This is a genomic window from Litorisediminivivens sp. KMU-197 (assembly GCF_056858395.1).
Genome location: NZ_JBXEQG010000004.1, coordinates 120,352 through 142,407, shown reverse-complemented (window position 1 = coordinate 142,407; position 22,056 = coordinate 120,352). Strand labels below are relative to the sequence as shown.

The following is a 22,056-nucleotide window of genomic DNA, read 5'->3' as shown; positions in this document are numbered from 1 at the left end:
TCTCAGAACACGCGCACGCCCTGGTTCCAGGCGCATCGCGGCACCGGGGTCTGCCCGATCAGCCCGATGCGCAGCAGGTCCCCCCGCAGCCCGGTCTCCAGCCGTCCGCGGTCCTTCAGCCCGGTCACTTCGGCCGGGCGCGCAGTGACCGTCGCCATGGCGCGCGGAAGGTCATTCCACAGCGCGCCCAGCCGGAAGGCCGACAGCAGCAGCGCCGAGGGCACATAATCCGACGACACGATGTCCAGCAGGCCCCGCTCGGCAAGATCAAAAGCAGAGACATTGCCGGAGTGCGATGCACCACGAATGATGTTGGGCCCGCCCATCATCACCGCGATGCCGGCGGCACGGCAGGCCTCGGCCGCATCAATCGTGGTCGGAAATTCCGCGAACCGCGCACCGTGATCCGCCGACCGCGTCACCTGCGCCGCGGTGGTATCGTCATGGCTGCACAACACCGCCCCATAGCGCCGGGCCTCCGCGACTGCGATAGCCTCGTGGCGCTGGCCGTTGCTTTGTTGCAGGTCCATCAGATGCGCCGCGTGATCCTCGAACTCAGTGTCAGTCATGCCCCGCTTCTTGGTGATATGGGTCCTCAGCTTCGCCATGTCGCGAAACTGCCGCTGGCCCGGCGTGTGGTCCATCAAGCTGACAATACCGACCCGGTCCTCCGCCCCGAACGAGGCCATTTCCTCGATCAGCGTCTCCGAGCAGATCTCGGCGCGCAGATGCAGGAAGTGGCTGATCCGCAGGGCCCCCTGCGCGCGCAGAGCCAGCAACTCGGTGGCCACCTGCCGCGCATAGGGTTTGTAACGCGCGCTGCTGTCGTGGATCGAGCCGACGCGCATGGCGTCGAACACGGTGGTGATCCCGGCAGAGGCCAACTGGCCGTCATGCGCAAGTATCGCCGACAGGTGCGGCCAATCGACTTCGGGTCGGGGCTCCAGGTGTCTTTCGAGATTGTCGGTATGCAACTCGACCAGCCCGGGAGACACGAAATCGCCGCCGCAGTCGATGGCTCCGTCCGGCACCCGGTCTCCCTCTTCGATGGCCGAGATCCGTCCGTCTTCGACCGTAATGCACCCCGTCATGACGGCAGCGGGCAGGATAAGGCGCGCATTCGCAAGGCACAGGGTGTCAGTCATGGAGATGTCGGCAGCCTTTGGATGGGAGGATGAAGTTGTCGAACCGTTCATGTCTGGCACGCGGATGTCAATTCTCTGCCGGCGCATCCGCCTTTTTCGACCGTCCGGCACCTACCGCTCGGTAGATAAAACGCCTGTCCCTGCCGCCCGCGAATTCGCGATTTCGGTGCATCATGGGCCTCCTGCGGCGCCCGCGACGGACCCATGGGTGCAAGGACGCGGGCTGGTGACCGGAGGTGGCTTTGTGGGACCCGGGGTCCCATGGTAAAGTTGACGTTAGGTCCGTTGCCGTCAAGCCACAGCCCGTGATCGGCGCCTCTTCAGCCGCGCGGCCTGCCTGCCGCGCGGGCAGAGTCCGAAAAAGCCCCATAATCCTAAGGAGAATCTGGATGTCACCTGCCGGGTCGCGACACGGGCGCGCACTTTATCCACATCCAAATCGCTGTGGATCGTGTTGCAAATGCACGGCTTTCAGTAGGTGAGTGGAAAAAGGTCTTTTTTGGGGCATACCGATCGGGTATCGCTAAAGGCAATGAAATGACGTGGCCCGCAAAAAATAATGAGGCTGCGCGAGGTAGAGCGGTGTTATCATGAATGCGATCGAGTACGTCGTCCGCACGGATGCGGGCGTTATCCAAGGTGATGCGGTGCAGCCGGGGGCTGTTCAGACGCTTGTTCCGGTGCATACCGGAAGTGAAATTTCCTTCAATCTGTCGAAGTCGGACATGCGGGGCTACACCCGCGTCGGCAACGACCTGCACATCGAACTGGCCGACGGCCGGGTGGTGGTGCTTGACAGCTACTTCGCAGCGTCCGCGGACAAGCCACGCCTGTTCATCAGCAGCGACGGCGATCTGCACGAGGTGTTCTTCGTCGATGGCGGCGACGGTGTGCTGTTCGCCGAATACGGACCGACCGCCGAATGGGGCAAATGGTCGCCGGATGATGCTCTGATCTTCCAGGACCGGCCGCAGGTCGCCTCGGTCGAAAGCTACGCGGCTGGCGGAAACGACGTGTCCATGCTGGCCGCGGGCCTTCTGGGCGGCACGCCGCTTCTGGGCGCGCTCGGCCTTGCCGGTGCCACGGCCGTCGGCGCGGCCACGCTTGGCAGTGACGCCGACAGCGGAGGCGGCAGCGGCAGCGGCAGAGACGTCGGCGGCGAAGGTGATGGTGAGGGCGGCAGCGGCGGCGAAGGCCACGGTGGCGGCGGAGAAGGGTCTGGTGGCGGCGGGCCCGTGATGCCGGCCATCGACGACACCGCCATCATCGTCGGCGGTGACGGCGCAACCGAAGAGATCGTGATCACCGGGACCGGGCAGGCCGGCGACGAGGTCAGCGTGACCATCGACGACATCACGCTGGACACCGTGATCGACGGCGACGGCAACTGGTCGGTGATCTTCGACGGCGATAACTTCCCAGACGACGGCATTCATGACGTCGTGGGCGAAATCGCGGTGTCGATGCCGGATGGAACCGAGGTCATTGTCCTCGACGGGCCGGAGGTCACCATCGACCTCACCGGACCTGTGCTTGACGTGACCGGCGGCACCATGGAAGCCGGCGACCTGATCAACCTTGCCAGTCACCCGCAGGGCCTGACCGTGACCGGGACGGGCGAGGCGGGGGCAAGCATCACCGTCACCATCGACGGCGTCAGCCGCGACACCGTGGTGGGCGACGACGGCAGCTGGCAAGTGGACTACACCGCAGATGAGATTGCACCGGGCGAATATCAGACCGAGGTCTTGGTGGTCTCGGCCGACAGCTACGGCAATACCACGACGCTGGCTCAGACCCTGACGGTCGACACCATCCCCAACGACATCACCATCGATCCGGTGAGCGGCGGACTGGTCAACGGCGCAGAGGCCGCTGGCGAAATGACCGTTTCCGGCACCGCCACTGCGGGCGCCACGCTCGAAGTCACCGTGGCAGGCGTCACCCAGACCGTCACCGCCGACGATCAGGGCAACTGGAGCTTCAGCCTTCCGGCCAACAGCTTTGCCACCGGCGAATACGACGCGACGATCACTGCGACGTCGGTCGATGCGGCGGGCAACACCAGCAGCGCCAGCGGCACGTTCGAAATTGACACCTTCGTCGATCCGCTTACTGCCAACGCAACTGGCGGCGCCGATCAGATCGTCAACGCGGCGGAAGCCGCGCAGGGGCTGACCCTGACCGGAACGGTCGAACCCGGCAGCAGCCTGATCGTCACCCTGGCCGGGGTCAGCCAGCAGGCGACCGTCGCGGCCGACGGCAGCTGGAGCGCCAGCTTCGCGCCCGGCGATCTGCCCTCGGGCGAGGTTGATGTTACCCTGGAGCTGGCCGCGACCGATGCCGCCGGCAACACCCGGACCGAAAGCCGGACGGTCCAGTTCGACACCGTCGCAGGCACCCTGACGCTGTCGTCCGACCCGATCGAAGGTGACGATGTGGTCAATGCGGCCGAGGCCTCTGACGGCGTGGTGATCCATGGCACCTCGGACCCCGGCGCCGTGGTCACAGTGACGCTGGCCGGTGTCACCCACACCACCGTCGCCGGCGCAGACGGCACCTGGACCACCACCTATGCCGCGGGCGAAGTCGTGCCGGGCACATATCAAGCCGATATCACTGCCGAGATCACCGACGCGGCGGGCAACCACCTTCAGGTCTCGGACACCGTCGCCATCGACACCGAGGTGGTGAACTTCGCCAATGTCGCGGTGGGCGCGGGCGCCGACGGTGTGGTCAACGCCGCCGAGGCCGCACAGGGCATCAGCGTCACCGGCACCACCGAACCCGGCGGTTCGGTCTCCGTCACCATCGACGGCGTGACCCGCCCGGCGGTGGTGAATGCCGACGGCAGCTGGGAAGCAGTGTTCGAAAACGGCACGCTGGCCTCCGGAGAATACGACACCACCGCCATCGTCGACACCACCGACCCGGCTGGCAACACGGCCCAGCTGACGCAGGTCGTCCACGTCGATACCTACGTCAATACGCTTGACCTGGGGGCGACTTCGGCCGGCGCGGACGGTGTGGTGAATGCGGCGGAACTGGCCTCGGGCGACGCGCTGTCGCTCTCGGGGCAGGTCGAGGCCGGATCGACGGTCTCGGTTCGGTTCAATGGCGCCGACTACCTTGCTACCGTTGCCGGGAACGGCAGCTGGACGCTGGACATCCCGGCAGCCGACGTGGCACAGGGCGACTACGACGCAAGCTTCGTGATCACCGCCACCGACGCGGCGGGCAACACCAGCACGATCACCGAGACGCTGCACATCGACACCGAAGCCCCCGATGCGCCGAACATCGTGACAGTCACCCAGGATGTGAACGGTTTCCCCGGTATCTCGACCGAACTGGCTGAGGATGCGCAAGACATCCTCGCCGTGGCGGCGGACGGTTCCATCACCGATGTGCCGCTGACCGAGATCGACCTGGCCGCCCGGGGAGAAACCGCCTTCTTCTTCGACCAGTCGGTGCCCGATGGGTCAGACCTGATTGTCAGCACCTCGGATGTGGCCGGCAACACCCGGTCGACCTACCTCGTACTCGACGACGGGGCGACAGGGACCGAGGTGACGCTGGATAACGCGGCCCTCGGCGCGCACAACGTCGAAGCGGTCGATCTGGAATTCGCCGAAGAGGCGCATCTGACGCTGACCGAAGCCGATGTGCTGGCTTTGTCTGCGGCGTCCGACACGCTGACCGTCCACGGCGACAGCGCCGACCGGGTGACGCTGACCGGGGCCACATACACCGGCAACGTCAGCGAGGGTGGCGAAACCTATGCCGCCTATCAGCTTGGCGAGGCTACTGTCCTGATCGACGACGACATCACCAACGTGGTGATCTGAACAGGATGACGGGGGCGCGGCAACGACCGCGTCCTCCACCGACAAAAAGACAGAAGCGCGAAAGGCAGTGCGCGTATGAGGCGGGGCAACCATCAGAGGGCACGAGCGGCATTGCTGCTGACAGCGATGCTGGCGGTATCGGGCTGTGGCGGTTTGCAGGCGCGCCTGGGCTTTGGTCCGGGCGGCGACGGCAATGTCGTGAGCCGCTTCCTGCAGGGCGATTTCCTGCCCAAGCCGGTGGCGATCACCACGGAAGAGGCCGCCATGACCCAGGGCGCGCCCTCGACCATCGTGTCGACCCTGCAAGAGCGGCGCAGCATTCTTGATCCGGTGTCGCCCTACGGTCGGGTCTCGGCGGCGGTGATGGCCTCGTCGGCGCGCGCGTCCGAGGCCGACCTGCGCGCTGCCCGGCTGCGGGCGCAGGCGGCAGCCAAGAACTGGCTGCCCTCGATCGGGCCGAACCTGTCGCTCAGCTCGATGGGCGAATTCGTGGCCTCGCTACTGGTCGAACAGGTGCTCTTTGACAACGGCCGCAAGAAGGCCGAGCGCGACTTTGCCGCCCATGACGTCGAATATTCCGCCGTTACCCTGACCGAGGACACCAACGCCCGGGTGCACGAGGCGCTGACGCTCTACCTTGCCGCCGAAGAAGGGCGCGAAACGGCCCAAACAGCCGACCGCTCGCTCGAAGACATGGGCCATTTCGAATGGGTCATGGCGCAGCGGGTCGAGGGCGGTGTGTCGGACCGCTCCGACCTGAACGTCATCCGCCAGAAACTTGCCCAGATCAGGGCCCAGCGCGAGGCCGCACTGGCCGATGCCCGCGCCGCGCTGGCCGAGTTGCAGGCCATGGCCGGGCGTCCGCTCGACAAAATCCGTGGCGTGCCGGCCATGCACGTCGACGCCGGCGAAGCCGAACCGCTCTCGGTGCTCAAGGCCGCCGCCGACCGTGACCGCAAGATCGCCCAGGCCCGCATCGCGCGCGCCGGTCATCTGCCCGGGTTAAAGGCCAGCGGTTCTATCACCGGGTCGGGCAGTACCAGTGGCGGCCTGACGGTAGCCGCCGATCAGCTTCTGGGTCTGGGCACCGGCGCCAGCCTGCAGGCCATCGACGCCGCCAAGGACGCTGCCGAACGCCAAGTCACGCAGGCCGGTGAGGACGCCCGCCGTCGCATGGCCGCGTTGCGCCAGAAGGAAACCGCGCTGGCGCTGCAACTGGTCGAGGCCAACAACCTGACGCGGCAGGCCAAGCGCAACCTCGATCTGTTCCAGGCCCAGTACAAGGGCGGCGCCCGCAAGGTGATGGACGTGGTCGGCGTCTATGAAACCTGGGCCCAGCAGAGCCAGACCGCGATTGCCTTGAAATACGATCTTGCCCGGGTGCAGATCGAGATGGCACGTGATTACGGGTTGCTGGCCGACGGAACCGACATTTGAGCCGCTGGCTGAAATCGGTCGCGCCGAAGATGGCCGCTTTGCGTGCGGTGAAGACCCCTGCGAACACGCCCGGCCCGGCCAAGGCCGATCACGACCAACGCATTCAAAACCGCGCAAAGCTGGCACGGACCTACGCCGGGCTTCTGGGCCGCGAGGTGCTCGCGCTGGACATCGAACAGGCGCTGGCCGGACGCATGGGCCCCGACGGGCAGGTGACGGCCGCCGCGCTGGCCGAAGCGATGGCCTCGACCGGCCTGCTGGCCACGGCACAGTCGACGCAGGCCTTGACGCCTGACCTGTGGCCCGCGCTGGCCGAGATGACCTCGGGGCAATGGGTGCTGGTGCTGGCGCAAGAGGGCAACGGCCTGACGGTTTACGACAGTTCGTGTTCCGGCAACCGCGCCTCGGTTCCGCTGACCGAGTTTCAGGCCTACTTCGCCGGCGAATTGGTTCGCGCCGAAGCGCCCTTGGCAGAGGTCGCGCGTGGCCATGAAACAGGCGGACCCCGGACGCATTGGTTCTGGGGGCAGTTCCCGAAGTTCTCGCGCTATTTTGCCGAAGTCGCGGTGGGGTCGTTCGTGGCCAACCTGCTGGCGGTCGCGGTGGCGCTGTTCTCGCTCCAGGTCTACGACCGCGTGATTCCGCATCAGAGCCAATCGACGCTTTGGGTGCTGGCCGCGGGCGCGGGGCTTGCACTGCTGCTCGAAGCCGGGCTGAAGATCGCCCGCGCGCGGCTGATCGACGGTGCGGGACGCCAGATCGAGATGAACGTGCAGACGCTGCTGATGAACCGCCTTCTGGGGATGCGCTCGGACATCGCGGGGCGCTCGCCCTCGCAACTCTTCGCCTCGATGCGCGAGTTTTCGTCGGTGCGCGAGTTCTTCACAGCCTCGACCGTGGGCGCGGTGGCCGACATTCCCTTCATCTTCGTCTTCCTGCTGCTGGTGGGCTCGATCGGCGGCAGCCTTGTCTGGGTCCTGGTGCTGGGCGGCGTGCTGATGGTGCTGCCCTCGGTGTTCCTGCAAAAGCGCATGATCCGGCTGACGCAGGAAATGCAGGGCGCTTCGACCCGGTCGTCGCGTCTGCTGCACGAAGCGGTGGCCGAGCTGGACACCATCAAGACGCAACGCGGCGAGGACCGGTTTCGCCGCCTCTGGGCTGAGCTGACGGCGCTGCAATCGCTGAAGTCCTCCGATCAGCGCAAGCTGTCATCGACCCTGACCTTCTGGTCGCAGGGCGTGCAGCAGGCAACCTATGTAAGCGCGGTGATAGCCGGAACCTACCTGGTGTTCGCCGGGCAATTTACCGTGGGCTCGATCATTGCCGTCGGCATCCTGACCAGCCGCACGCTGGCGCCGCTGACGCAGCTTGCCGCCACCATGGCACGCTGGGGCAACGTCAAGGCAGCGCTGGACGGGCTCGACACCATCGCACAGGCGCCGCAGGACGCGGCCGACGATCGCAGCTACCTGCGCCGGGACCGGCTCGAAGGTGGGTTCGAGCTGCGCGAGGTCACCTATCGCTATGACGAGGACGCGCCGGCGGTGCTGGACGTCCCCGGCGTCGGCATCCGTCCCGGCCAGATCATCGCGGTGCTGGGCGCAAACGGCTCGGGCAAGTCGACGCTGCTGAAGCTGATGAGCGGGCTCTACGCGCCTACATCGGGCCGCATCCTGCTGGATGGCACCGACATGGGGCAGATCGCGCCCAAGGATGTGCGGCGCGGGGTGGGCTATCTGGGGCAGGAGGTGCGGCTGTTCTCAGGCACGCTGCGCGACAACCTCAACCTCAGCCAACTCGAGCAGGACGATGAAAGGATCTTCGCCGCGCTGGACTTCGCCGGGCTGGGGCAATTCGTGAAGACCCATTCCCGGGGGCTGGACCTCGAGATCCGCGATGGCGGGGCCGGGCTGTCGATCGGCCAGCGCCAGTCGATTGGCTGGGCGCGGTTGTGGTTGCAGGACCCGGTGGTCTGCCTGCTGGACGAACCCACAGCGGCCCTGGATCAGACGCTGGAGAAGACGCTGATCTCGCGGCTGGAGACATGGCTTGAGGGGCGCACGGCGGTGATTGCCACGCACCGCGTGCCGATCCTGACGCTGGCCTCGCGCACCATGGTGCTGCAGAATGGCCGGCTGGCGGTGGACGGGCCCCGCGACAAGGTGTTGGAGCATCTGGCAACGACGCGGGGGACGCGGGCATGAGCACGACGAACCTGGCCGGACAGATGGAGGATCGGCTCCGCGGGCCGTCGCTGACAATCTGGCTCTGTGCCGCCACGGTGCTGGCCTTCGTCCTGTGGGCGGCCTTTGCCTGGATCGACGAAATCGTGCGCGCGGATGGCGAATTCATTTCGTCGTCGCGGCCGCAGATCATCCAGAACCTTGAGGGCGGTATCCTGGCCGAGCTGATGGTGAAGGAGGGCGACGTCGTCATGCAGGGCGACATGCTGGCGCGGCTGCACACCACGCAGTTCCAGTCCTCGGTGGACGACCTGCAGGACCAGATCGCCGCGCTCGAAGTCCGCCGCATCCGGCTCGAGGCCGAACTGGCGGGGTCGGATGCCTTCACGGCCCCCGACGACCTGCTGGCGCGGCTGCCCGAGATGGTGGCCTCGGAGCGCGCCTTGCTGGCAGCGCGGCAGAGCGACTTCCGCAGCCGGCGCGAGGGCGCCAAGCAGGTGATGGATCAATCCGCCAGCGAATTGCGCCTGATGGAGAACATGCTTGCCAAGGAGGTCGTTGCCCTGATCGAGGTGACGCGCGCGCGCAAGGCCCATGCCGACGCCAAGATCCGCTTCGACGAGGTGGTCACCCAGACCGAGCTGGAGCGGGCCGAAAGTTACTCGGAGACGCTGAAGGAGCTGGCGACGCTGAAACAGAACCTCAAGGCGTCGCAGGATCAGCTGAACCGGACCATCCTGCGCTCACCCATGCACGGCGTGGTGAACAAGCTGGGTGTCACCACCATCGGCGGGGTGGTGCGGCCCGGCGAAGAGATCCTGCAGATCATCCCGCTGGACGAGGAATTGTTCGTGGAGGCCCGGGTGCCGCCCGAGGATATTGCCAACATCCGCCGCGGGCAGGAGGCGACGGTGAAGCTGTCGGCGTATGATTACACCATCTACGGCACGCTGAAGGCGCGGGTGGAGTTCATCTCTGCCGATACCTTCAAGGACGACCGCGTGCGCGAGAGCGAACAGGACCCCTTCTACAAGGTCACGCTGCGGGTCGACATGGTCGCGCTGACCGACCGTCAGGCGCAGATCGAGATCCGCCCTGGCATGCAGGCGCAGGTCGAGTTGCACACCGGTGAGCGCACCGTGCTGCAATACCTGATGAAGCCGCTTTACAAGAGCCGCGAGGCCCTGCGCGAGCGCTGAGACCTGTCAAATCGAGCGCCTGCGGCGCACAGGGTTCCGGAGCCTGATCAGATGCGAGCCCGTCATTGCAGAAGTTGCGGTGGCGGCAGGCGCCTCCGGCGGGAGTTTTCCCGGCAAGATGAAGCGATTGGTCAGTTTTCGGTGTCGAGCCAGATGGTGACAGGGCCGTCGTTGGTGAGGCTGACCTTCATATCGGCGCCGAAGCGGCCTGTTTCGGTGGCGACACCCAGCGCGCGCAGTTCCTCGGCAAAGGCGAGGTAGAGCGCTTCGCCCTGGTCCGGCGCGGCGGCGGCGGAAAAGCCGGGGCGGTTGCCGCGGCTGGTGTCGGCGGCGAGCGTGAATTGGCTGATGACAAGGGCGGTGCCGCCAGTATCGGTGATGGCGCGGTTCATCTTGCCGTTGTCGTCGGTGAAGATGCGCAGTTTCGCGACCTTGGCGGCAAGCTTCTGCGCCTCGGCACCGGTGTCGCCCTGCATGCCGCAGACAAGGATCATCAGGCCGGACCCGCATCGGCCGATCACTTCGCCATCGACGGCGACCTCTGCCCCCGTGACACGTTGCAGCAGCGCCCTCATGCCAGTTCCCCGGCCCAGGGCGGGTTTGCTCCGGCGCGGCTGACAGTGACCGCGGCGGCCCGCATTCCCAGATCGATCGCCGGGCGGAAATCGTCGAGCCGCGCGGCGGCGAAGGCCGATTTGGTGGCGAGGTCTTGTTGTTCAAGCCCGGCCAGCATGCCGGCGTTGAAGGTATCTCCGGCACCCACGGTATCGACCACGGTGGCCTTGTGCGCGGGCATGTCGAGCGTGCCATCGCGGGAAATCGCCAGCACGCCCTCGGCGCCGCGCGTCATCAGCACCAGGCCGACGCCGCGATCCAGCAGTGCCGCCGGATCGGTATCCCCGGTGATCCAGGCAAGGTCCTCGTCGGAAACCTTGACCACGTCGGCCTGGCCCAGCATTGCGTCGAGCCTTTCGCGATAGCGGGCCTCGTCGCGGATGAAGCCGGGCCGGATGTTCGGGTCGATCATGATCAGGCGGTCGCCGGCCTCACGCGCGGCCAGCGCCGCATAGGTTTCGCCGCAGGGTTCGACTGGCAGGCTGATGCCGCCGAAGAACAGGGCGGTCACGTCTTCGGGCAGCGCGGGAAGGTCATCCTGCGCCAGCATCCTGCCGGCGGTGTTTTCGTCATAGAAGGCATAGGAGGCATGGCCGTCGGTCAGCGTCACGAAGGCCAGCGTCGTGGGCCGGTCGCTGCGCGGCGCCAGCACGGTGTCCACCTTGGAGGCGACGAGGTCCGCTTCCAGCAACTGGCCGAACATGTCGGTGCTCAGGCCCCCGAAATATCCGGCCGCCGCACCCAGACGACCGAGCGCGATGGCGGTGTTGTAGACCGCGCCGCCGGTATGCGGCGCATAGGCGGGCTCGCCTTGCGTCGATTCGCGGGGCAGCATGTCGATCAGGGCTTCGCCGCAGCAGAGGATCATGTGGAACTTCCCGTCCAAGGGTGGATTGTTTGCGCTAACATGCCGTAAGCTGGCCTGTGGTGCAAGGCTTTGCCGGACCTGTGGCGCAAGGTCGCGGACGCACACCGGCATGAGGGATCGATCTGTGGCATACTAGTGGATGCCGGAGCACCCGCCAACCTTGTGGGCTGAGGGAGCAAGTTGGCAGGGTCCTGCGGCAATCGGTTCGGGATAAGCTTGCACGCGCTGGTGCGCCCGGACGGCGCGCCAGCCTATTGCTGCTGGGTGGTGGCCCAGAGATATCCCAGCCCGGCGGCGATGATCAGCCCAATGATCACGGCGATAGCGATCTTGATCTTGGAATAAGGCCGTTCGCCCTGCACCTGACCGGTGCGCCCATTGACCACGAAGCGGTAGGTTTCGCCGCGGTACTTATAGGCGGCCAGCCAGACCGGCAGCAGGATGTGCTTGAAGGTGATGTCGCTGACTTGGGTATCGATGGCGCTGATCCGCTGACGATCGCCGCCGATGTCGAACTTGACGTCACGCTGGATCATCGCGTCCATGTGGGCACGGGCCTCGGTGAACCCCTCGGAAAGCTCGACCGAATAGCCCTCGGCGCGGAACCCGGCAAGGAACTCGGGGCGGTAAGGCTCCATCGCCGCCAGGTCCCAGGGCTCCAGCGCGTCGGTGTAGCGCTTGGGCAGCGAACGTGAGGCCAGCACCAGCACGTCATCGAAGAACCGCGCCACCCGGCCCGAGACAGAACGCCAGCGCACCTTGGCGACGCGCTGCTGCACCCGCTTGCCGTTGCGGGTGACGGTGCGGGTCTCGTAATAGACGGTGCCGCGCTGGCCCCGATAGCTGCTTTTCGTATCGGCATCGAAGGTCCAGTAGGGGACGTAGATGCCGCTCATCTTCCGCCCCTTGCGGGCGTATTCCTGCAAGCCGTTCGGCGCGAACCAGAGCTTGCCCAGCCAGTCGTTCATCGCCTTGTGGGCGTCGCGTTCGACCAGCGCAAAGGGCAGCAGGCCGCGCGGCTTGATGTGTCGGTGGGTGCCCGTGTCGATCACCACCGGCGTGGCGCAGAACGGGCATTCGCGGGCATGCACCTCGGCGTCGAATTCCACCTGCGCGCCACAGTTGGGGCAGGTCGAAACGCGGGTGACTTCGATTTCCTCCTGCGGCAGGCGCTGCGCGAGCGCGGTCTCGAAGTCCAGCTCCTTCAGCGCGGCACCGCCCCAGGGGCCGGTCTGAATATCCGCGGTGTTGCCGCAATGGTCGCAGGTCAGCCCGCCGGTGGCCGGGTCGAACCGCATGTCGGCGCCGCAGACGTCGCAGGGAAAGCGATGCTCGTCCTCTGGGGCCGGGGCGGGGGGCGGATCGAAGGTGTCGGTCATGCGGGCGGGCTTTCAAGGCTCGGGGCGGAAGGGGGCTCTGCCCCCGGACTGCGTTCTCCCCCGGGATATTTGCAGAACCGAAGAAGGACCGGACGGCTCAGGCGCCGGGCGGTGGCGGCGGCAGGATGGTGAAAAGCTGCGCCAGTTCCCGCACGTCCTCGGCGCGCTTCCAGCCGTCCTGACCGGCGGTCCAGACATAGGTCTCGCGGGTAATCTCACCGTTTGTGGCCATGCGGCCCAGCTTGGCCTTGGAGAAGGGGCCCTTGGTTTCGCCCGCCTCGGCAATGTGCCAGACGTGTTCGACCGGGGGCGGCGGTGGTGCGGCGCGCTGCTGCGCAGGCTGCTGACCCCACGGGCCCGCGTTGCCTGACATCTGGCCTGACATCTGGTTGGCCATCGCCATGCCCATCCCCATGCCAAGCCCGGCACCCATGCCGCCGCCACCGTTCGGGTTCGAGGCCGCCTTGGTCATCGCTTCGGCCGCCGAATACTGGGTGAACTTGCCCAGATCACCGGCCAGCCCCATCGAGGTGCGCTTGTCCAATGCCTCTTCCACGGCGGGCGGCAACGAGATGTTCTCGATATAGAACTCGGGGATCTCCAGCCCGTAGCCGGCGACGATCTGGCTGATCTCGGCGGCGATCATCTTGCCCAGGTCGGCGGTGTTGGCGGCCATGTCGAGCACCGGGATGCCGGAGCCTGCGATCACGCGGCTGAACTCCTGCACGATGATGTTGCGGATCTGGAAGCTGATCTCGTCCATGGTGAATTCGCCGTCGGTGCCGACGATCTCGGTCATGAAGAGCGCCGGGTCCTTCACCCGGACCGCATAGGTGCCGTAGGCGCGGATGCGGGTCGGGCCGAACTCGGGGTCGCGCAGCATGATCGGGTTCTTGGTGCCCCATTTCAGATCGGTGAAACGGGTGGTGTTGACGAAGTAGATCTCGGACTTGAAGGGCGACCGGAAACCGTGATCCCAGTGCTGCAGCGTCGTCATGATCGGCATGTTGTTGGTCTCGAGCATGTAGAGCCCGGGGGTGAACACGTCCGCCAGCTGCCCTTCGTGCACGAAAACCGCGGCCTGGCCTTCGCGGACCGTCAGCTTTGCGCCGTACTTGATCTCGTGCCCGTGGCGTTGGAACCGCCAGACCATGGTGTCGCGGGTGTCGTCGGTCCAGTGGATGACGTCGATGAACTGGCCGCTGAGAAAATCGAAAATACCCATCGGGTCTCTCCCTTGGTTACGTCGGTCCGCCGATCAACTCGTCGGCAATCGTTTCGACAATCGGTTTTGCCTGTTCCCAGGTCATGCCGGCGCGGAGCCTGCGGTCGTAGAGCATCTTCAGCAGAAGCTCGTCGTGCGAGGTCAGCAGCGCGAATTCGTCGTCGTCGTTGAAGATCGACGGCCGGGCGCGCGGGCTGTCGTTCGCCAGCCCCAGACCCTGCGCCAGCTCTTCGTGCACGCAGGACTTTCGCAGAAGCGACGGGTGCTCGGTACGGATGAGCGCGATGGCCTGCGCATATTCGTGACCGCCGGGCTGCGACGAGAAGGCGATCACCAGGCAATGGATCGAGCGCGGCAGATCTCGGAAAATCCCCAGCGCGTTGTCATTGATCCCCGGCACTATGGCCTTGATCCGGGCGGGCAGGGTGCCGGCATCGTCCTCGGACATGTAGAGAACGTGATAGTTCGGATTGGCCTGCGACATCGAGATCGGGTGCCCGCTGAGACGTGACAGCCGCGCCGCATAACGTGCCACCTCGCGCCGGTCAGTGGCTTTCTGCGCCTCGGACGCGCCCGAACCATGCTCGACCGCCATGCGGATGGGCTGGCCCCAGCGTTTCAGGCGGCTCTGCGATTCGGACGCAGCGGTCAGCCCGCCGCCGCGTTGGTATTCGTCATAGAAGGCGATGCGCTCGAAGTTCTCGATCAGCATGCGGCGGCTGAACTGGGTATCCGGTCCGCCACCGTCGGTGCGCAACAGTCCCTGCGCCACCAGCTGCGTCTCGACCTTGCCGTAATAGGCGGCGAGTTGCAGACTGCGTTCGGAGGGTTCGCTGACCGCCGCCGGCGGCGGTGTCGGCGTGACGGGACGCTCCGGCGGCACGGGCACTGGGTCAAGAGGTTCACAGGCGGCGAGGAAACCCGCGCCGCTTGCAATTGCCAGCCATGCCCGCCATCCGCGCATTCAGGTCACGCCGCCGGAACGGACGTGCCGGCGGTATCGCCCAGCCCGGTCTTCTTGGCCTTGGCCGAGGCCAGCGTGTCGCGCAGTTCGGCCTCCATCTTCTGAAGCTCTTCCTCGGCCTTGGCCCGCCGCGCCTTGCCTTCGTCGGCGATCTGCAGGCTTTCCTGAATTGTGCCGATCAGATCGGCATTGGCCTGCTTCACCGCTTCGATGTCAAAGACACCGCGCTCCATTTCCTCGCGGATCACCTTGTTGCTTTCGCGGAGGTTCTTGGCGTTGGCGGTCAGCAACTCGTTGGTCAGGTCGTTGGCTTCGCGCACCGCGGCTGCCGCCTCGGACGACCGCTGGATGGTCACCGCCTGCGCCAGCTGGGTTTCCCAAAGCGGCACGGTGTTGACCAGGGTAGAGTTGATCTTTGTCACAAGGCTCTTGTCGTTTTCCTGCACCAGCCGGATCGAGGGCAGGGACTGCATTGTCACCTGCCGCGTCAGCTTGAGGTCATGCACCCGGCGTTCAAGGTCATCCCGCGCGGCGCGCAGGTCGCGCAGCTCCTGCGCCTTCATCACCTGTTGATCCTCGGGCGCGGCGTTGACTTCGGCCTCCTTGGCCGGAATGTCCTTGCTGTCGAGCTGCTTCAGCTTCTCCTCGCCGGCCGCGATATAAAGCGCCAACTCATCGTAGAAGGCCAGCGTCTTTTCATAGAGCATATCCAGCGACTTGATGTCTTTGAGCAGTTTGTGCTCATGGCTCAGAAGGTTGTCGGTGATGCGGTCGATCTGGTCCTGCACCTCTTCAAAACGGGCGGTGAACTTGGCGAAGGGCGCGGCCTTGCCCAGCAGCTTTTCCCACCACGAGCGTTCCCGACGCACGTCCAGTTCAGAAACCGAGAACCCCCGGATCGTCGTCACGATCGAACGCAGGGAGTCGCCCGCAGGCCCGACATCCTTGTTGCGAACGTCCTGCAGCATCGACTGGCTGATTTCCTGCAACTCGGCCTGCGCGGCCGAACCGAAGGACACGATGGAGTTGGTGTCCTCCATGTCGATCTCGTCCATCCGCTGGCGGATCTCCGTGCTCAGGTCGGGGTCGGCTTGCTCCAGCGGCACGATGGCGTTTGCCTCCTTGGGTTCGGGCAGTACCACGGCGGTGACCTGTTGCACCTGCGCCAGATCCTGCTCTGCCTTCTGTCTCACGTTCTCGGACATGTCTTCCCTCGCTTTCCGGGCTCAGTCGAGCCGCACCCCTTCACGCTGCAACCGGTCGCGCAGCACGTCGATTTCGATGGCCAGGTCCGCGTTGCTGTCGTCCAGCAGCTTGCGGGTCTTGGCGGTGTAGTTCTCTTCCAGATCAGTCAGCAGCATCAGGTAATCCGATTTCGCCGCTGCGTCGCGGTCGCGCCCATAAATGTCGGCGAACTTGATCGTCGCGTCCCGCGCGCCCATCAGGTAAACGCCCAGGTAGCGGCGCGCCGAAGTCAGATCGCGCGGATCCTCCTCCACCGTGCGCAGCATTTCCCGAACCGTCTGCTGAAACCGTTCCACCCGCGCCTCGAGACGCGGATCCTCGGCGCGGCGGATGGCGGCCCGCATCGCTTGCAGATGCGCCTCGGCCTCGTCGATCACGCGGGCAACACGGTCCTGCTGGAACTCGTCAACGCCCTCCAGCGCCTTGTTTCTCAGGGGGTCCGGCCCGAAGGCGGTGATGTGCAACGCGGCCGCGATCACCCCGTAGAGCGCGCTTGCGGTCAGGCCCAGATCCTTGGACAGCCCGGCCAGCACCATGCCGCCGCCAACCAGAAACGACCCGAGGATCTTGCGCGGCAGGGCAGGGCGCCGTGCCACCTTGCGTTCGTGATAGGCCGCCTCAGCCTTCAGCCCCTCGCGCGTCAGCCAGGCCGCCAGTGTCCACACCGCCGCCCCGGCCAAACCCAGCGCCAGTCCCTCGGGGCCGCCGCCGAAAGAGGTAAAGGCCAGCAGCGCGCCGGGAGCGAACAGCAGGTTCGACCGCGCGCCGGTAGGGCTGACCGTCACCCGCGGATGTTTGGTGTCCCGGCCCTGCGGGGTCTTGCCCCCGGGGCTGTAGGCGCCGCCATACCGTTGTGCCATCAGTCCACCCCCAGCCAGCCGACGGTGACGCCGCCCATCACCGCCAACAGGCAGACATAGGCGATCTTCTGAACGTTGGTCAGCTTGCCCTGTCGGCTGTCTTTGCCGCTTGACCAGACGGCGACGACAACCGCGCCCACGGCGACGACGACCGCGGCCAGCAACAGCAGCGTGACGATCCGGATCATGCTCACTTCCCCTTTGCCTTCGCACGCAAGATAGGTCATCCGCACGGCCGCCGCCAGTGGCGTCCTGACCCTGATGCTCGCAAGCCCCGACAGCAGGGCCCCGGAGGTCGAAACCGGTCGGGTGCCGCGCTTGCCATCTACAAGGGGTCAACGGGTCGGTCCGGGTACCGGTTCCGGCGCCTGTCGCGCATGCGCGGCAAACTGCGCCGGTCAGCGCCGTTTGCGCGGCGGGCGCGTCACCTTGGGCCGGTCGGGTTTGGCGCCCTCCAGCCCCAGTTGATCGCGCAGGATGCGCGGCCGCACCTCCTGCACCTCGCCGGGCTTCAGCTGGCCCAGCTGGAACGGGCCATAGGACACCCGGATCAGGCGGTTGACGCTCAGGCCGATGCTCTCCATCGCGCGGCGGATCTCGCGGTTCTTGCCTTCGCGCAGCCCGACGGTCAGCCAGGCGTTCGCGCCCTGCTGGCGATCGATCGAAACGATCATCGGCTGGTAATCCGTGCCCTCGACGTTGATGCCCTTGCGCAATGGCTCAAGCGCCGCATCGCTCGGGCGGCCCTTGACGCGCACCCGGTACTTGCGCATCCAGCCGGTCGAAGGCAGCTCCAGCTTGCGCTTCACGCCGCCATCATTGGTCAGCAGCAGCAACCCTTCCGAGTTCAGGTCAAGCCGCCCGACGCTCATCACCCGTGGCAGGTCTTCCGGCAGATCGTCGAAGATCGTCGGCCGCCCCTGTTCATCCTTGTGCGTCGTCACCAGCCCGGTCGGCTTGTGATAGAGCCAGAGGCGCTCCGGTTCGGGCGCGTTCAAGGATTTGCCGTCGACCTCGACCTTGTCCGCATCGGTCACGTTCAATGCTGCCCGGTCGATCTTCTTGCCGTTGACCTTGACCCGCCCGGCCTCGATCATGCGCTCTGCTTCGCGCCGCGACGCAATGCCGGCGCGGGCGATGACCTTGGCGATGCGGTCGCCCTGGGGTGTCTTGTCAGCCATGGCCGAGCCTTAGAGCGTTGTCATGGGCCGCGCAAGCGGGCAAGAGGGGCCATGGTGTTCAGATCGCACATGGAAACGGCATTGTCCGAGGCCCGCGCCGCCGCGTCACGCGGCGAGGTGCCGGTGGGCGCGGTGCTGGTGGATACGGGCGGCCGGGTGGTGGCGCAGGCCGGCAATCGCACGCGCGAGCTGTCCGACCCCACGGCGCACGCCGAGATCCTCGTAATCCGCGCCGCCTGCGCCGCGCTGGGATCCGAACGCCTCCCCGGCCACGCCCTCTATGTCACGCTGGAACCCTGCGCCATCTGCGCCGGCGCTATCGCCGCCGCCCGTATCGCCCGTCTCTACTATGGTGCCTCCGATCCCAAGTCGGGCGGGGTCGCCCATGGTGCGCGCGTCTTCACCCACCCCCAGGCGCACCATGTCCCGGAAGTCTATGACGGGATCGCCGCGGGCGAGGCCGAGGCGCTGCTGAAGGCTTTCTTCCGGGGCCGCCGATGACCCGCCTGATCCTGTTCCACAAACCCTTTGGCGTGCTCAGCCAGTTCACCGACAAGGGCACCGAGAGCAGCTCCCGCGCCACGCTGTCGGATTTCATCGACGTGCCCAAGGTCTATCCCGCCGGCCGGCTCGACCGCGACAGCGAAGGCCTTCTGCTGCTGACCGACGATGGCCGGCTGCAACACCGTATCGCGCATCCCAAGGCCAAGCAGCCCAAGACATACTGGGTGCAGGTCGAGGGCCTGCCCGACGACGCCGCACTCGACGCGCTCCGCCGGGGCGTGACCCTGAAGGACGGCAAGACCCGCCCCGCCAAGGTCCGCCGCATCGACCAACCCAGCCCGCTCTTTCCCCGCGACCCGCCGGTGCGGTTCCGCAAGTCCGTCCCCGATTGCTGGATGGAGCTGACCATCACCGAAGGCAGGAACCGGCAGGTCCGCCGCATGACCGCCCACGTCGGCCACCCCACGTTGCGCCTGATCCGCGCGCGGATCGGGGAATGGCACCTCGGCGGTCTGCGGCCGGGCGAATGGCGCGACGGCCCGTAGGCCGGGCTTCAGCCCGGCACCCCCATCACACCCATTTCGCCAAGGGCGGCAGAGACATCAGCACCGCGTCCGGATCGTGCCCGGTGGCCAGCCCGAATTTCGTCCCCCGGTCATAGACCAGGTTGTATTCGGCATAGAGCCCGCGGTGGATCAGCTGGGCCTCCTTGTCGGCGTCGGTGAAGGCGATCATCCGCCGCTTCTCGACCAGCGGCAAATAGGCCGGCAGGAACGCCCGGCCGATGTCCTGCGTCAGCGCGAAATCCGCCTCCCAGTCGCCGGTGTTGCGGTCGTCCATGAAGATGCCGCCGACGCCGCGCGCCCGCTTGCGATGCGGGATGTAGAAATATTCGTCCGCCCATGCCTTCAGCCGCGGATATTCCGCCTCGCCGTGCGGGTCGAGATGCGCCCGCTGCACGTCGTGGAAATGCGCCGTATCCTCGTCGTACTCGATGCAGGGGTTCAGATCCGACCCGCCGCCGAACCACCAGGCATGCGGCGTCCAGAACATCCGCGTGTTCATGTGGACCGCTGGCACATGCGGGTTGCGCATATGCGCCACCAGCGAAATTCCCGAGGCCCAGAACCGCGGGTCTTCCTTCATCCCCGGCAGGCCCTTGCGCGCCGCCATTGCGTTCTGCGCCGCATCGCCCAGCTCGCCATAGACGGTGGACACGTTCACGCCCACCTTCTCGAACACCCGGCCGCCGCGCATCACGCTCATCAGCCCGCCGCCTGCGTCCGATCCGTCGTCGGCCACACGCGTGGTCTCCGTCACCTCGAACCGGCCCGGCGCCATCTCGGTGAACGGGCCCTCGTCGTGACTGTCCTCCAATGCCTCGAATGCTGCCACGATCCCGTCGCGCAGGTCGCGGAACCATGCCGCCGCGCGGGCTTTCTCTGTCTCGAAGTCGTCCATTCCAGATCCCCTTACTGCGCTCACCCCGGGCCTTCTTCCGTTCGCAATTGCTTTCGGGGGTGAGGCCGCGGGCCAACAGGGCAGACAGCCCCTCGACCCGCTCAGCCCGAATTCGCTCGCGCGATCAATGCGCCGGGGCGCCCACGGGGTCAAGCAAGGTCCGGCCGCCGTCTACGGTGATGATCTGACCGGTGACAAAGCCCGCGCCCTCCGAGGCCAAAAACTGTGTCGCCTCGGCGACCTCACCGGGGGCGGCGATCCGGCCCAGCGGCGTATGTTCCTCGATATCCTCACGATACTCGCTGTTGTCCTTCAGCGCGCCCTTCAGGCTGGCGGACATAACCGACCCGAAGGCCACCGCGTTCACCCGGATGCGGTTGGGGGCCAGGGCAACCGCCATCGACCGCGTCATCTGGTCGAGCGCGGCAGTCGAGACCGAATAGCCCAGCAGTTCGGGATGCGTCCGCCGCGCCGCGATCGACGACATGTTGATGATCGAGCCAAGCTGCCCGTCCTCCTGATCCTCGCCCTGCTTGATCATCCGCTTCGCCACCAGCTGCGACAGCCGAAGCGAGGTCATGAGGTTCTGCTGCAACAGCTGCTCGACACTCTCGTCGTCCATGTCCAGCGGGTCCGAGGTCATGATCTGCCGGCTGCCGTTTACCAGGATATCGACCCGGTCGAAGGCGTCGATGGTGGCCGACAGCAGATTGGCCAGCGTCAGGCGCTGTCTCAGGTCGCCGGCAAAGTACCGCGCGGGACCTTCGTCGGCGGTGCTGCCCAGCTCATCCTTCAGCCGGTCCTCGTCCATGTCGGCAAAGACCACATTGGCGCCCTTGTCGAGGAAGTGCCGTCCGATGGCCAGCCCGATGCCGTTGGCCGCACCGGTCACGATGGCGGTCTTGCCTTCGATCGAGAAACCCATGTCTCACTCCTGATTCCCTGAACGCCAGCCTAGCGAGGCTCACCGCTTGCCGCGAGTGGGTCTCTGGCCCGTCAGGATCTTGAACCGATTGTCGCCGGCCAGTTCCTCGACAGCCGCGAAACCGGCCTGAAGCGCGGCCTCATAGGGCAGATGGCGGTTGGCGACAAGCACCAGCCGACCCGAGGGCTTCAGGATCCGCGTTGCCGTGGCAATGAACGCCAGCCCCAGGTCGGGCGCGCCCTTGCGGCCCTGATGGAAGGGCGGGTTCATGATCACCGTGTCGAACTGCACCGGAGCCTGCCACCGGGTGACATCGGCCCAGTGAAACCGGGCGCGTGGGTCGGCCACATTAACCTTCGCGCAGTCCAGCGCGGCGGCGTCTGCTTCGACCAGGTGCAACTCCTTGACGCGCTCATCCTGCAGCACCGTCGCGGCCAGATACCCCCAGCCGGCACCCAGATCGGCGACGTACCGGCCAAGTCCCTTCGGCAATGCTTTGGCCAGCAGGGCGGATCCGGGATCGACCCCATCGGCCGAGAACACGCCGGGCAGGGTGCGAAACCCGTCCGCGTCCAGCGGCGCGGCCTGCCAGTCGTCGAATTCCCGCGCCGCCTGAAACCAGAACGCGCGGCCATGCGCCTTGGTCATCTGTCCAAGAACATCGACCCGTGCCCGGCATGCCTTGAACAACGGGTCCACCCCGTCGGTCTTCTGCCCATCGACAACGATCAGCCCCTCCGGGCATGCCGCCACCGCCTCGGCCACCAATGCCCGCGCCAGCGCCTTGGCTCGCGGCACGATCACCACCGCCGCGGCCAGCGGCCCCTCGGCCTCGGTGCGGCAGTCAAATCCCTGCAAGGCCCCATGCACCACCGCGTCGCGGCTCACCACCTGCCAGCGCTCGCGGGGCAGGGCGCTCAGGTCGGTCTCGCTCGTCGGGCCGAACACCGCCACCCGCCCGGTCTCGGGCAGGCCGGCTTCGGCCAGCGCAAGGGATAATCGTGAGGATGCCATGAA

General features: G+C 66.4%; 19 protein-coding genes. 6 read left to right on the top strand and 13 right to left on the bottom strand.

Annotated elements, in window-relative coordinates:
* Window positions 1-2: 2 nt before the first annotated feature.
* A complete protein-coding gene (locus AC04PT_RS10745) occupies window positions 3-1,145 on the bottom strand; it encodes an alpha-D-ribose 1-methylphosphonate 5-triphosphate diphosphatase (protein WP_482873681.1) in 1,143 nt (380 codons plus the stop codon).
* A 590-nt stretch (window positions 1,146-1,735) separates the two neighbouring features.
* On the opposite strand from AC04PT_RS10745, the gene AC04PT_RS10740 reads away from it, so the two are divergent.
* From AC04PT_RS10740 to AC04PT_RS10725, 4 genes are all read left to right on the top strand, one after another.
* Entirely contained in the window at window positions 1,736-4,993 is a 3,258-nt protein-coding gene (locus AC04PT_RS10740) for an Ig-like domain-containing protein (protein ID WP_482873680.1), read from the top strand.
* A 111-nt stretch (window positions 4,994-5,104) separates the two neighbouring features.
* Entirely contained in the window at window positions 5,105-6,430 is a 1,326-nt protein-coding gene (locus tag AC04PT_RS10735) for a TolC family protein (RefSeq protein WP_482873679.1), read from the top strand.
* 29 nt (window positions 6,431-6,459) lie between these two features.
* On the top strand, window positions 6,460-8,634 hold the full coding sequence (locus tag AC04PT_RS10730; RefSeq protein WP_482873976.1) for an ATP-binding cassette domain-containing protein: 2,175 nt from the start codon (window positions 6,460-6,462) through the stop codon (window positions 8,632-8,634).
* Window positions 8,631-9,812, top strand: a complete 1,182-nt coding sequence (locus AC04PT_RS10725; protein ID WP_482873678.1) for an HlyD family type I secretion periplasmic adaptor subunit — start codon at window positions 8,631-8,633, stop codon at window positions 9,810-9,812. The genes AC04PT_RS10730 and AC04PT_RS10725 overlap by 4 nt, the downstream gene beginning before the upstream one ends.
* A gap of 131 nt (window positions 9,813-9,943) precedes the next feature.
* Here the strand turns inward: AC04PT_RS10725 and dtd are convergent, their stop codons facing one another.
* From dtd to AC04PT_RS10680, 9 genes are all read right to left on the bottom strand, one after another.
* On the bottom strand, window positions 9,944-10,387 hold the full coding sequence (gene dtd, locus AC04PT_RS10720; RefSeq protein WP_482873677.1) for a D-aminoacyl-tRNA deacylase: 444 nt from the start codon (window positions 10,385-10,387) through the stop codon (window positions 9,944-9,946).
* Window positions 10,384-11,295 carry a carbohydrate kinase family protein gene (locus AC04PT_RS10715; RefSeq protein ID WP_482873676.1) on the bottom strand — a complete coding sequence of 304 codons (912 nt, stop codon included), beginning with the start codon at window positions 11,293-11,295 and terminating at the stop codon, window positions 10,384-10,386. Before AC04PT_RS10715 ends, dtd begins: the two co-directional genes overlap by 4 nt.
* Window positions 11,296-11,546: 251 nt before the next feature.
* On the bottom strand, window positions 11,547-12,674 hold the full coding sequence (locus AC04PT_RS10710; RefSeq protein ID WP_482873675.1) for a TFIIB-type zinc ribbon-containing protein: 1,128 nt from the start codon (window positions 12,672-12,674) through the stop codon (window positions 11,547-11,549).
* Between the two features lie 97 nt (window positions 12,675-12,771).
* On the bottom strand, window positions 12,772-13,899 hold the full coding sequence (locus AC04PT_RS10705) for an SPFH domain-containing protein (protein WP_482873674.1): 1,128 nt from the start codon (window positions 13,897-13,899) through the stop codon (window positions 12,772-12,774).
* A gap of 16 nt (window positions 13,900-13,915) precedes the next feature.
* Entirely contained in the window at window positions 13,916-14,863 is a 948-nt protein-coding gene (locus tag AC04PT_RS10700; RefSeq protein WP_482873673.1) for a DUF2927 domain-containing protein, read from the bottom strand.
* Window positions 14,864-14,868: 5 nt separating this feature from the next.
* On the bottom strand, window positions 14,869-16,068 hold the full coding sequence (locus AC04PT_RS10695) for a toxic anion resistance protein (protein ID WP_482873672.1): 1,200 nt from the start codon (window positions 16,066-16,068) through the stop codon (window positions 14,869-14,871).
* Between the two features lie 21 nt (window positions 16,069-16,089).
* Window positions 16,090-16,968 (bottom strand): 5-bromo-4-chloroindolyl phosphate hydrolysis family protein, encoded by an 879-nt coding sequence (locus AC04PT_RS10690; protein ID WP_482873671.1) that lies wholly within the window; start codon window positions 16,966-16,968, stop codon window positions 16,090-16,092.
* Window positions 16,968-17,156: a hypothetical protein gene (locus tag AC04PT_RS10685; protein WP_482873670.1), complete on the bottom strand. Its 189-nt coding sequence runs from the start codon at window positions 17,154-17,156 to the stop codon at window positions 16,968-16,970. The genes AC04PT_RS10690 and AC04PT_RS10685 overlap by 1 nt, the downstream gene beginning before the upstream one ends.
* A 210-nt stretch (window positions 17,157-17,366) precedes the next feature.
* Window positions 17,367-18,149 carry a pseudouridine synthase gene (locus AC04PT_RS10680; RefSeq protein ID WP_482873669.1) on the bottom strand — a complete coding sequence of 261 codons (783 nt, stop codon included), beginning with the start codon at window positions 18,147-18,149 and terminating at the stop codon, window positions 17,367-17,369.
* A 51-nt stretch (window positions 18,150-18,200) separates the two neighbouring features.
* Between AC04PT_RS10680 and AC04PT_RS10675 the strand changes: the two genes are divergently transcribed.
* Window positions 18,201-18,650: a nucleoside deaminase gene (locus AC04PT_RS10675; RefSeq protein ID WP_482873668.1), complete on the top strand. Its 450-nt coding sequence runs from the start codon at window positions 18,201-18,203 to the stop codon at window positions 18,648-18,650.
* Window positions 18,647-19,198, top strand: coding sequence for an rRNA large subunit pseudouridine synthase E (locus AC04PT_RS10670; protein ID WP_482873667.1), 552 nt, complete (start codon window positions 18,647-18,649; stop codon window positions 19,196-19,198). Before AC04PT_RS10675 ends, AC04PT_RS10670 begins: the two co-directional genes overlap by 4 nt.
* A 25-nt stretch (window positions 19,199-19,223) precedes the next feature.
* Here the strand turns inward: AC04PT_RS10670 and hemF are convergent, their stop codons facing one another.
* The 3 genes from hemF to AC04PT_RS10655 form a co-directional block, all read right to left on the bottom strand.
* On the bottom strand, window positions 19,224-20,114 hold the full coding sequence (gene hemF / locus AC04PT_RS10665) for an oxygen-dependent coproporphyrinogen oxidase (RefSeq protein WP_482873666.1): 891 nt from the start codon (window positions 20,112-20,114) through the stop codon (window positions 19,224-19,226).
* A 124-nt stretch (window positions 20,115-20,238) separates the two neighbouring features.
* On the bottom strand, window positions 20,239-21,039 hold the full coding sequence (locus AC04PT_RS10660) for an SDR family NAD(P)-dependent oxidoreductase (protein WP_482873665.1): 801 nt from the start codon (window positions 21,037-21,039) through the stop codon (window positions 20,239-20,241).
* A gap of 39 nt (window positions 21,040-21,078) precedes the next feature.
* A complete protein-coding gene (locus AC04PT_RS10655) occupies window positions 21,079-22,053 on the bottom strand; it encodes a class I SAM-dependent methyltransferase (protein ID WP_482873664.1) in 975 nt (324 codons plus the stop codon).
* Window positions 22,054-22,056: the final 3 nt, after the last annotated feature.